An 11,241-nucleotide genomic window follows, 5' to 3' on the forward strand; every position below is an offset into this window, starting at 1 on the left:
TGCGCGGGTTCACGGGCATGTGGATCGACGCCGTCGGCCCGCGCACGTCGGTGCTCATCATGGGAGACGCGCGCACGAACGGGCCGATCAGATCGCGCGATTCAAACGCCGGCTCAAAGGCGATCTCGCCGCCTCGGCGAAGCCGAGGCAGACAACACAGCGGACGCAGCCGAGGACATCAGAGCCGGCAGGCGCGGATGTCCGAGGCAAGGACAGCCTTGGCGCCCACTTCGGCGAGTTCGTCCATGATCTGGTTGACCTTCTTGCGCGGCACCATCGCGCGCACGGCGACCCAGTCCTCGTCGGCCAGCGGGGCGACCGTCGGCGACTCCAGGCCCGGGGTGATGGCGATGGCCTGCTCCAGCAGCGTGCGCGGGCAGTCGTAGTCGAGCATCATGTACTGCTGCGCGAACACGACACCCCGCAGCCGCGCTGCCAGCTGGCTCTTCGCCTTCGCCGAGTCGCTGCCCGCGCGCTGCAGTAGCACGGCCTCCGACACGCAGATCGGGTCGCCGAAGGCCACCAGGTTGTGCTGGCGCAGCGAGCGGCCGGACTCGACCACGTCGGCGATCGCGTCGGCGACGCCGAGCTGGATCGAGATCTCCACGGCGCCGTCGAGGCGGATCACCTCCGCCTCCACGCCGTGGCGAGCCAGGTCCTCACGTACGAGCCGCGGGTACGAGGTCGCGAGACGCTTGCCCTGCAGGTCGGCCGGCTTCCAGTCCTGGCCCGCCGGGGCGGCGTAGCGGAAGGTGGACCCGCCGAAGCCGAGCGCGAGCATCTCCTCGACCGGCGCGCCCGAGTCGAGCGCGAGGTCGCGGCCGGTGATGCCGAGGTCCAGCTCGCCGGAGCCGACGTAGATCGCGATGTCCTTGGGGCGCAGGAAGAAGAACTCGACCTCGTTGACCTGGTCGAGCACGGTCAGGTCCTTCGAGTCATGTCGCTTGCGGTAGCCCGCCTCGGAAAGCATCTCGGCCGCCGCCGCGGCGAGGGCTCCCTTGTTAGGCACGGCAACACGCAGCATGTGACTCTCTCCTCGATCTCCGGTGCGCGAACGCGTCACAGGTAGCGGTAAACGTCCTCGGTCGAGATCCCCCGGCCGAGCATGAGTACCTGGACCCGGTACAGCAGTTGCGAGATCTCCTCCGCGAGGCGGTCGTCGGACTCGTGCTCGGCGGCGATCCACACCTCGCCGGCTTCCTCGAGCACCTTCTTGCCCTGTGCGTGCACCCCGTCGTCGAGGGCGACGACGGTGCCGGACCCGTCGGGACGGGTGCGGGCGCGCTCGGCAAGCTCCGCGAACAGCTCATCGAAGGTCTTCACGGTCTGCAGATCCTTCCATCCCGCACGGGCGGGCGCTGCCCCGGGTGACCCCGATGCCGCAAGGGTCACACTCGCGGCAGCAACGCGGCCAGCGCGGCCACGTCGACGCCCGCGAGCGACTCGCGGAACACCCGCCCCCGCCCCGCCGGCACCTCCACGTCGTTTGGGATCACGAGAACCGAGCAGCCGGCGCTCTCGGCCGACGCCGCGCCCGGCGGCGAGTCCTCCACCGCGACGCACCGCTCCGGTGGCACGCCGAGCAGCTCGGCGGCCTGGAGGTACGGCCTCGGGTGCGGCTTGTTCAGCCCGTCGACCTCGTCACCGCACACCGTGACGTCGAAGAACTCGCGGCCGATCGTCTGCAGCGCCAGCTCGGTCAGCGCGCGCTCGGTCGACGTGACCAGCGCGGACGGGATGCCGGCGGCCTTCACCGCGGCCAGCGCCTCGCGCGCGCCCGGGCGCCACGGCAGCGCGTCGTCGAACAGGCCCGCCGTGCGCCGGCGGATCCACGCGCCGGTCTCGGCCACCGACTCCGGCGTGACCTCCCGCGCGGTCACCTCCAGCAGGTAGGTGGCCGTGGCGTCCATGTTGGACCCCACGAGCGTCATCCGCTGCTCCTCGGACAGCCTGCCACCGAGCGCTTCCGCGCACTCGTACAGCGCGACGTCCCAGAGCTTCTCGGAATCGACGAGCGTGCCGTCCATGTCCCACAGGACGGCGCCCAGTCCGTCCGAAGAGGACGGTGCAGTCACGGTTTCTCCTTGTCGGTGCGTCGGCGGGTGGACGGACGGCCGCGGCGCACCCGCACGAATCCGCCCCGAAAGAGTGGGCTTGCCTCGCGCCGGCGGCGGCCCCGGACCGTCCACCGGGGGGACCGGGCACGACGGCGGGCCGGATCGTCTCCAGTATCCCATCCGCATCGCGCCGCCGGGCGGGGGCGCCGCGCACCGTGCACAAGGCGCTGAGCTGGGGCTCCCCGGCGTGTCCCGCACACCGGTACCCGTGCGCCGCGCGCGGGCGGCGGCGGTGACGGCGCGCGGTCGGACATGCTGCACAGGTTACGGGCGAAGGGTCGTAGGCTGGGAAGGTGAGTGAGCCAGTCGACGAGACCCAGCGACCCGGAGACCCGGATCGCGCCCGCCCGGAATCGAAGCGCCCCCTGATGGTGGTGGCCTTCGAAGGCTGGAACGACGCTGGCGACGCGGCCAGCCGCGCGATCGAGCATCTGCAGCTCAACTGGGACGCCACCCCGCTGGCGGAGCTGGAGCCGGACGACTACTACGACTTCCAGGTCAGCAGGCCGACCATCAGCATGGTCGACGGCGTGACCCGGCAGGTGGAGTGGCCGACCACGCGCCTGTCCATCTGCCGGCCCGAGGGGCTCGACCGCGACGTGGTGCTGGTGCAGGGCCCCGAGCCGAACATGCGCTGGCGCGCGTTCTGCGCGGAGCTGCTGGAGCACATCATGCAGCTCGACGTGGACACCGTCGTCGCGCTCGGCGCGCTGCTGGCCGACACCGCGCACACGCGGCCCGTCCCGGTCACCGGGACCGCCTACGACAAGGACACCGCCAGCCGGTTCCGCCTCGAGCTGAACAACTACCAGGGGCCGACCGGGATAGTGGGTGTGCTGCAGGACTACTGCGTGCAGGCCGGCATCCCCGCCGTGTCGATCTGGGCGGCGGTGCCGCATTACGTGTCGCACCCGCCGTCCCCGAAGGCGACCCTGGCGCTGCTGCACAAGCTCGAGGACGTCCTCGACGTCGAGATCCCGCTGGGCGCGCTGCCCGAGCAGTCCGAGGAGTGGCAGCGGACCGTCAGCGAGATGGCCGACGAGGACGAAGAGATCAGCGAGTACGTCCGCAGCCTCGAAGAGCGCGGCGACGCGGAAACCGACTTCACCATGGAGGAGGTCTCCGGCGACAAGATCGCGGCCGAGTTCGAGCGCTACCTGCGCCGGCGCCGCCCCGGCCAGGAAGGCGGGGGCTTCGGCCTCCGCTGAGCCGCTACCCAGCCGGAATGGCCCCTGTCGCACTCGCGGCGGGGGCCGTTCCGGTCTCCGGGCTCGGCTCAGCGACGCCAGCGGGCCGCGAACGCACGGGCCGGGTTCGCGACCAGCATCGCCTGCACGACGTCGTCGCCCAGGGCTCGGACGAGCCGGGGCCGCAGCGTCGTGAGCAGGTACGGGATGCCGGGGCCGCCGCCGGAGGACAGCCGGGCCGCGGCGGTGGTCGTGTCGCCACCGAGGAGCAGCTGGCCGGTGTGACCGGAGGTCGCGAGCTCGAACAGCAGGTCGGCCAGGCGCCAGTCGGTGGCGTGATTGGCGCGCGACGGGCCGTCGAAACCCAGGAAGACGCCGGTGTCGGCGACCTCCCGCAGCACACGCAGGTCGGGGTTGCGGTTGAGGTGGCCCAGGATCACGCGCGACGGCGGCACGGCCAGCTCGCCGCACAGCAGGTCGGCGACCTCCCGGGCCGCGGTGCCCAGCTCCAGGTGCACGGCGATCGGCGCGCCCGTCTCCTGATGGGCCTGCGCGGCGGCGACCATCGTCCAGCGGGCGTGCCGGTCGACGACGTGGAACGCGCCCGCGACCTTGATCAGGCCCGCGCGAGGTCCGGTGCGGTCGGCGTCCGGATCGTCGCCCGCGGGGATTCCGTCGAGGAGGTCGGCCACGAAGATCTCGGCCAGCCGGTCGGCGACGCGGTCGAGGACGTCGGCCGGGTAGTGCTCGGCGCGGTGGAAGCCCGTCGCGGCGACGACGTGCACGCCGGTCGCCTGCGAAAGCACGGCGAGGTCGGCCGCGCGGCGGTTCAGGCCGAACGGCGTCCACTGGACCACCGTGCGCCCGCCCGCGGCCGCGAACGCCCGCAGTTCGGCCTCGGCGGCCGCCACGTCGTCGAGCTCCTGCCCAGCGAGCTGCCGGGAGGCGAAGAACAGGTGGTCGTGGGCGTCGCACACCTCGAGTGACGAGGGCGCGACGTCGCCGAGGACGGTGCGAATCCGGGGTTCGCCGGTCACGCGGTCAGCAGCTTCCGCAGCGGCACGGCCCCGCGGGCGCGGCGGCTCCACTCGCGCGGGTAGCCGAGCGAGACCTCCTCGAACCGCACGCCGTCGGCCGACGTCGTGCGCGGGATGTGCAGGTGGCCGTACACGGCGAGCTCGGCGCGGTAGCGCAGGTGCCAGTCCTCGGTCTCCGTGGTGCCGCACCACAGCGCGAAGTCCGGGTAGTGCAACGGTGCGGTCGGGTGGCGGTGCAGCGGCCAGTGCGACACGAGGACCGTGCCGTGCTCGGCCGGGATGGCGTCGAGGCGGTCGGTGCTGACCTTCAGGCGCTCGGCGCACCAGGCCTGGCGGCTCGGGAACGGGTCGGGGTGCAGGAAGTACTCGTCCGTGCAGACCACGCCGGCCTCGCGCGCCTGCGCGAGCGCCTCCTCGATCGTCTTGCCCGCGGCGGCCGGGGTACGCCAGCTGTAGTCGTAGAGCACGAACAACGGCGCGATCGTCAGCGGCCTGGCGCCGTGCTCCCACACGGGGAACTCGTCCTCGGGAGTCAGCACGTCGATCTCCCGGCATTGCTCCACGAGGAACTCGTAGCGGGCCTGGCCGCGCAGCTGCGACTCGTCCTTCGGCGTGGTCCACAGCTCGTGGTTGCCCGGCACCCACACGACCTTGGCGAACCGCTCGCGCAGGGTGGCGAGCGTGTCGCGGATGACGGACGAGCGTTCAGCGACGTCACCGACCACGAGCAGCCAGTCTTCCGGCGAATCCGGCACGACACGGTCGAGGATCGGCCCGTTGCCCTCGTGGGTCACGTGGAGGTCGCTGGTGGCGAAGAGAGACGGCACTCCTCCACCGTAGCCATTTCCCGACCGGCAGATCGCCAGAACCGCCCCTTACGCCACCCCAGCAGCACCAGCCCGGCCACCACGTAGACGCCGGCCTGCACGTCGAGCAGCACCGCCGGGCCGGTCACGGCCACCAGCGCGCCCGCGAGCAGCGACCCGGCGGCCTGGGCCGCCGCGACCACGGCGAACACCGTACTCAGCACCCGGCCGGCACGCTCGGGCGCCGCCACGCTCTGGACGTGCGCCAGCAGGCCTGCGCCCGTGAGCACCGCGGGCCCGCCGGCCACCGCGAACAGGCCCACGTAGATCCCCAGCGCCGTCGTCAGGGCTGCCGCATTCCAGATCAACGCCGACACCAGCCCGGTCGCCAGCGAGCCCCACGCGAGCAGCGAAGCGCCCGCCACGCGCCGGGCGAGCGTCGCCACGCCGAAGCCCGCCGCCAGCCCGCCGATCGCCTGCACGCCGCGCAGCAGCCCCGCGTCGGCCTCGCTTCCGCCGAGCACGTCCAGCACGAAGACCACGAACAGCACCAGGAACATCCCCTGGGCCACGGACACGAGCACCGTCGCGATCCCGGTGGCCCGCAGCCGCGGGTCCCGCGTGAGCTCTCGCAGCCCGGCCAGCCACGCGCCGACGACGGGTTCCCGGCGTGGCTGACGGACGCGTGGCGCCGCCGGACCCGGGAACGGGCGCGCGAGCAGCAGCGCCGCGACGGCGAGCGCGCCGAGGTACCCGAGCACCACGCGGTCCAGCCCGCCCCAGCCGAGCAGCGCGCCACCGGCCCAGCCGCCCGCGAGCCGGGCGACGCTGCCGTTCACGCTCATCAGGCCGTTGGCGCCGGTCACCTCGGCGACGCCGACCAGCTCCGGCACCAGCGCATTGCGCGCCGGTTCGAACACCGACGCCAGCCCGGCCTGCGCGGCCATCACCAGGTACACGAGCGCGACGGGGATGCCGTCTCCTGCGAGCAGCGGCAGCGCGACCACCGCTTGGCCGACGCACACCACGGCGAGCACGGCCCGGCGGTCCCACCGGTCCGCGACAACCCCCGCGACGGGGCTCAGTAGCACCGCCGGCAGCAGGCCGAGCACGACGCTCAGCGCCGTCGTCGCGGCCGAGCCGGTGGTCGCGAACAGGAACACCGGTAGAGCGACCTGCAGCATCCACTCGGCGGACTCGCCGAAGAACGCGGCCAGCCAGAGCCGCACGAACGCGGGCACGCCCAGCAGCTGTCTCACGACACCGGCTCCCCGTCCGGCCCGAGCCGCGGGAACGCACGCAGGCCGACGTGCACCGGCAGCGCGTCTTCCGGCGTGTCTTCGCGGATGGCGCCGACGTACGGGCGGACCAGCGCGTCGACCGCCTGTAGCAGCCGGTCGAGCTCCGCCGGCGTGACCTGCAGCGTGTACGAACTGAAGCCGCCCACCGCGAGCCAGGCCGGGTCGAGCGTTTCGAGCGAGTCCAGGTAGCGCCGCGTGAGGTCCTGTTCCTCCGCGAGCTGCGTGCCCACCACCGCCAGCTGCGCCCGGTTGAGCGCCGGGTCGTCCCCCAGGTCGCCGAGGTCGAGGCCGACCTGCAGGGCGCGCCACGGCCGCTCGCGTCCGTCGGTGGCGTCGGCGCGCTCCACGAGGCCGTGCTGCGCGAGCCGGCGCAGGTGCCAGCTGCAGTTGGACGCGGTGGAGCCGACCGCTTCGGCGCATTCGCTGGCCGTGCGGGGCCCGACGGCCATCAGGTGGTGCAGCAGCGCAGAACGCAGCGGGTGCGCCAGCGCGCGCAGCAGCTCGGCGTCGTCGATGCGTTTGCGTGGCGGCAGCTCGGCCATCGGTCCTCCGGCTCTGCGACTTCAAAACCTTGAAAGGGTTCTTTCGAAACTTCCCTTTCAGAGTTGCAGCCGCTCGACCTGCTGTCAACGGGCTTCGCTACCATCACGGACAGTTACTGCTCCGCGCAGTCGTTGTGTCCGCCAGCCACTCCCGCGCCGAGGACGGTCTGTTGCCCCACCAGCGAGAACTCGCCACCGCCGCCGCACTGGCACTTCCCCGGTTCGTGAGCGCCACGGTCCGCTTCCACACCGCGGTCGCCGACCGCCTCGGCGTGACACCGGCCGAGCTGCATTGCCTGCAGCTCGTGCACAGCGGCGCCACCGACTCCCCCACGGAGCTGGCGCGGCTGCTCGGGATGACCACCGGCGCGTTCACGCGGATGCTCGACCGGATGGAGCGCGCCCGGCTCGTGGAGCGCGCGCCCGACCCCGCGGACCGCCGGCGGCTGCGCGTGCGGGCGCTGCCCGACCGCATGGCGGAGCTGACCGAGCTCTACGCCCCGCTCGCCCAGCGTCTCGGCGAACGCCTGGCCGGGTTCGACCGCCGTCAGCTCACCGCCCTGGTGTCGTTCCTGACCGAGGGCGAGTCGGCCGCGGACCTGGCCACACAGCAGGTCGACGAGGCCGCACGGCAGCCTCGCGAAATTCGGGGTTGACTAACCCTACTGGTGTTGCGTTAACCTCTTCCCATCATGGACAGCTGAGCCCAGCCCTTTCCCGCACCGAGGCAGCTCCCGGTCGAGCACCGCTCCCGCGAGCCACGAGTCCCGTCGGGGAACCCGCTTTACCCACCAGGGCCGGTGATCCCCCATGTCTTTGTCCCTCAAAGCCACCGACGTCGTGTTCGGCTACGGCGCCAGGACCGTCCTCGACGGCGTCTCGCTCACCGCGTCGGCCGGGCGCCGCCTCGGGCTCGTCGGCGAGAACGGCACCGGCAAGTCCACGCTGCTGCGCCTGCTCGCGGGCTTCGAACAGCCGCGCTCGGGCGAGATCGTCCGCGGCGACGACGTCGGCTTCCTGTTGCAGGAGCTGCCGTTCCCGGCGTCGGCGACCTTCGGTGACGTCCTTGACCACGCGCTGGCCGACATCCGCTCGGCCGCCGCTCGGCTCGACGCGCTCACCGCGGCGATGACCGACCGGCCCGACGACGCGGGCGTGCTCGACGAGTACGGGAAGCTCCTGGAGTGGGCACAGGCCCACGACCTCTGGGACGCCGACCGCCGCGCCGAGCTGGTGTGCGACGGGCTGGGCCTCGGCGCGCTCGGGCGCGACCGGCGCCTCGGCGAGATGTCGGGCGGGCAGCGGTCCCGGCTCGGGCTGGCGGCACTGCTGATCCGCCGTCCCGCCACGATGCTGCTCGACGAGCCGACCAACCACCTCGACGACACCGCGATGGAGTTCCTGGAGCACCACCTCGCGGAGCTATCCGGCATCGTCGTGCTGTCCTCGCACGACCGCGTGTTCCTCGACGCGGTGTGCACCGACATCGTCGACCTCGACCCGGCGCCGGCCGACCGGCTCGTGGGCGGGGCGACGCGCTACGGCGGCACCTACAGCGACTACCTCGACCAGAAGCGGGCCGAACGCGCGCGTTGGGAGCAGCGCTACACCGAGGAACAGGACGAGCTGAAGGAGCTTCGGGAGTCCGTCGCGGTCACGGCGCGGCGGGTCGCGCACAACCGCGCGCAGCCCGACGGCGACAAGAACCTCTACAACTTCAAGGGAGGCCGGGTGCAGAAACAGGTGTCCCGGCGCGTCCGCAACGCCCAGCTGCGGCTCGACGAGCTAGAACACGACCAGGTGCGCAAACCCCCTGCGCCACTGCGGTTCCGCGCGCGCCTCACGGCCGCCGCGTCCGGCGAAGGACCCGCGATCTCGGTGCGAGACCTGGACGTGCCGGGCCGGTTGACCCTCGACCGGCTCGACGTGAGCGGCTCGGCACGCCTGCTCGTGACCGGCGGCAACGGTGCGGGCAAGTCCACGCTCCTGTCGGTGCTGGTGGGCCGGCTGACACCCGCGCGCGGGTCCGTCCACTTCGGACCCGGGCTGCGCGTGGGGTTGCTGGAGCAGGACGTGGTGTTCCCCGATCCGGAAAGCGTGGCCCACGAGGTCTACCGCGCCGCGCTCGGGGACGACGCGCCGCCGTTGTCCCGCCTGGGTTTGCTGTCTTCGCGGGACCTCGGCCGGCCTGTCGGCGAGCTGTCCGTGGGCCAGCGGCGGCGGCTCGCGCTCGCGGTCCTGCTCGCGGACCCGCCGGACGTGCTGCTCCTCGACGAGCCGACCAACCACATCTCGCTCACCCTCGCCGAGGAGCTCTTCGCAGCACTGGACGCCGCTCCGGGCGCCGTCATCATCGCTTCTCATGATCGCTGGCTGCGCCGCCACTGGCACGGCAACCACCTGGAGCTGGGCGCCACCCAGCCCGCCGCTGTATAGGTCGTTATACAGAATGCTTCGGCCCAGGAGCGTCCTGGGCCGAAGCGGGACTCATGGCGCCGACACTGCGTCGCCCACGCGCCTTGCTCGACGATCGGGCTCCCGCCAACCCCCTCCGAGGACCGCTCGCTGCCCGCTCCGGCCAAGACCAGTCGTGGGCGACGCGGGCGACTCCTGCCTCACCGCCGCGGACCCGCCTCACTTGACAAGCCCGCTCCCCGGCCGTTCGCCACCCATTTCCCCAGGCGACCCCTGGGCCGAAGTGGGCAGCTCGCGGACCGCCGTCGGACCCCTGCCCGATGTGCCGCCTCCGCCCCGCCCGAACGTGCACACCGACCAATGCCCGGCTGTATTGGTCGTTATACAAACACCGCCGGCCCTGGACTTTCCTGGGCCGGCGGTGTTTCGCAGCGGATCGTCAGAGAGTGATTCCCAGCAACGCGTCGACCGCGATGCGGATGAGGCCCGGCGCGGTGGTGTCCGCGCCGTCGCGGCGCAGAGCGGCGGTCGCCCAGGCGTCGACGGCCTCCAGTGCCTTCGGGGTGTCCAGGTCATCCGAGAGGTGGTCGCGCAGCCGCGCGAGGGTCTCCGTCGCGTCGGGACCCGCGGGCAGCGCCACCGCCTCGCGCCAGCGGGCCAGGCGTTCCTGCGCCTCGGTCAGCAGGGCGTCGGTCCACGGCCGGTCCTCGCGGTAGTGGCCGGAGAACAGCGCGAGCCGGATGGCCGAGGGGTCCACGCCGTCGGCGCGCAGCCGCGAGACGAACACCAGGTTCCCCCGCGACTTCGACATCTTCTCGCCGTCGAGGCCGATCATCCCGGCGTGCGCGTAGTGGCGGGCGAACGGGTGGTCCCCCGCGGCCGCTTCCGCGTGCGCGGCGCTGTACTCGTGGTGGGGAAACCGCAGGTCCGAGCCACCGCCCTGCACGTCGAACCCGAACCCCAGCCGGTTGACCGAGATCGCGCTGCACTCGATGTGCCAGCCCGGGCGGCCGGGACCCAGCTCCGAATCCCACGACGGCTCGCCCTCACGTGCGGCGCGCCACAGCAGCGCGTCGAGCGGGTGGCGCTTGCCGGCTCGGTCCGGGTCGCCGCCCCGCTCGGCGAAGAACGTCGCCATCGTTGCCTCGTCGTAGCGCGACTCGTAGCCGAACCGCCCGGTCGCGGAGTGGTCGAAGTACACATCGGGGTGCTCGGCGTCGTCCACGCGGTACGCGGTGCCGTTGGCCAGCAGCTTCGCGACGACCTCCACGATCTCGGGGATCGCCTCCACGACGCTCACGAACTGCCGCGGCGGCAGCACGCGCAGCGCCTCCATGTCCTCTCGGAACAGCGCCGTCTCCCGCATGGCGAGCACGACCCAGTCGTCGGAGTCACGTTCGGCGCGCTCCAGCAGCGGGTCGTCGATGTCGGTCACGTTCTGGACGTAGTGGACCTCGTGCCCGTTGTCCCGCCAGATGCGGTTGACCAGGTCGAACGCCAGGTAGGTCGCCGCGTGGCCGAGGTGCGTGGCGTCGTAGGGCGTGATGCCGCAGACGTACATCCGGGCGGTGGCTCCCGGAGCCGTTGGGCGGATCTGCCCGGTCGACGTGTCGTGGAGCCGAAGCGGGCGGGGCGTGCCCGGCAACCGGGGCACGTCGACGGAGGACCAAGTCTGCATACCTCGACTGTAAACGGGACGGCCGTCCTGTGTTGTTGGCCCTGGCTTCGCCAGGGCGTGCGAGATCGCCTTTAAGCCGGCTTCCGGATTGTGCGGTCGGATCGGCCGGGGGCGAGATCGCGCCGGCTTCCGGATTGTGCGGTGCGATCGGCCCCCGG

At 72.4% G+C, this 11,241-nt stretch carries 11 protein-coding genes; 3 read left to right on the top strand and 8 right to left on the bottom strand.

Going from position 1 to position 11,241, the window contains the following annotated elements:
* Window positions 1-178 precede the first annotated feature (178 nt).
* From hisG to ABZU76_RS51265, 3 genes are all read right to left on the bottom strand, one after another.
* Window positions 179-1,024, bottom strand: a complete 846-nt coding sequence (hisG, locus tag ABZU76_RS51255; RefSeq protein ID WP_354885728.1) for an ATP phosphoribosyltransferase — start codon at window positions 1,022-1,024, stop codon at window positions 179-181.
* Between the two features lie 35 nt (window positions 1,025-1,059).
* Window positions 1,060-1,323 carry a phosphoribosyl-ATP diphosphatase gene (locus tag ABZU76_RS51260; protein ID WP_184778231.1) on the bottom strand — a complete coding sequence of 88 codons (264 nt, stop codon included), beginning with the start codon at window positions 1,321-1,323 and terminating at the stop codon, window positions 1,060-1,062.
* 65 nt (window positions 1,324-1,388) lie between these two features.
* Window positions 1,389-2,075, bottom strand: a complete 687-nt coding sequence (locus tag ABZU76_RS51265) for an HAD family phosphatase (protein ID WP_354885731.1) — start codon at window positions 2,073-2,075, stop codon at window positions 1,389-1,391.
* A 335-nt stretch (window positions 2,076-2,410) separates the two neighbouring features.
* Here ABZU76_RS51265 and ABZU76_RS51270 point away from each other — a divergent pair, with 335 nt between their 5' ends.
* Complete coding sequence (locus ABZU76_RS51270; protein ID WP_220240795.1) at window positions 2,411-3,325, top strand: PAC2 family protein; 915 nt, start codon at window positions 2,411-2,413, stop codon at window positions 3,323-3,325.
* 68 nt (window positions 3,326-3,393) lie between these two features.
* Here ABZU76_RS51270 and ABZU76_RS51275 read toward each other — a convergent pair whose 3' ends face one another.
* From ABZU76_RS51275 to ABZU76_RS51290, 4 genes are read right to left on the bottom strand one after another with little or no spacing between them, the layout of a single operon-like run.
* Window positions 3,394-4,341: a phosphotriesterase gene (locus tag ABZU76_RS51275; protein WP_354885735.1), complete on the bottom strand. Its 948-nt coding sequence runs from the start codon at window positions 4,339-4,341 to the stop codon at window positions 3,394-3,396.
* On the bottom strand, window positions 4,338-5,168 hold the full coding sequence (locus ABZU76_RS51280; RefSeq protein WP_354885738.1) for a metallophosphoesterase: 831 nt from the start codon (window positions 5,166-5,168) through the stop codon (window positions 4,338-4,340). The genes ABZU76_RS51275 and ABZU76_RS51280 overlap by 4 nt, the downstream gene beginning before the upstream one ends.
* Entirely contained in the window at window positions 5,132-6,406 is a 1,275-nt protein-coding gene (locus ABZU76_RS51285; protein WP_354885741.1) for an MFS transporter, read from the bottom strand. The genes ABZU76_RS51280 and ABZU76_RS51285 overlap by 37 nt, the downstream gene beginning before the upstream one ends.
* Window positions 6,403-6,990 carry a helix-turn-helix domain-containing protein gene (locus ABZU76_RS51290; protein ID WP_354885744.1) on the bottom strand — a complete coding sequence of 196 codons (588 nt, stop codon included), beginning with the start codon at window positions 6,988-6,990 and terminating at the stop codon, window positions 6,403-6,405. Before ABZU76_RS51290 ends, ABZU76_RS51285 begins: the two co-directional genes overlap by 4 nt.
* A gap of 170 nt (window positions 6,991-7,160) precedes the next feature.
* Here ABZU76_RS51290 and ABZU76_RS51295 point away from each other — a divergent pair, with 170 nt between their 5' ends.
* Window positions 7,161-7,646, top strand: coding sequence for a MarR family transcriptional regulator (locus ABZU76_RS51295; protein ID WP_220240800.1), 486 nt, complete (start codon window positions 7,161-7,163; stop codon window positions 7,644-7,646).
* A 154-nt stretch (window positions 7,647-7,800) separates the two neighbouring features.
* Window positions 7,801-9,426, top strand: a complete 1,626-nt coding sequence (locus tag ABZU76_RS51300; RefSeq protein WP_354885747.1) for an ABC-F family ATP-binding cassette domain-containing protein — start codon at window positions 7,801-7,803, stop codon at window positions 9,424-9,426.
* Between the two features lie 418 nt (window positions 9,427-9,844).
* Here ABZU76_RS51300 and mshC read toward each other — a convergent pair whose 3' ends face one another.
* Window positions 9,845-11,083: a cysteine--1-D-myo-inosityl 2-amino-2-deoxy-alpha-D-glucopyranoside ligase gene (mshC, locus tag ABZU76_RS51305; RefSeq protein ID WP_354885749.1), complete on the bottom strand. Its 1,239-nt coding sequence runs from the start codon at window positions 11,081-11,083 to the stop codon at window positions 9,845-9,847.
* Window positions 11,084-11,241: the final 158 nt, after the last annotated feature.

This window comes from Amycolatopsis sp. NPDC005232, from assembly GCF_040607795.1.
Lineage (GTDB): Bacteria > Actinomycetota > Actinomycetes > Mycobacteriales > Pseudonocardiaceae > Amycolatopsis.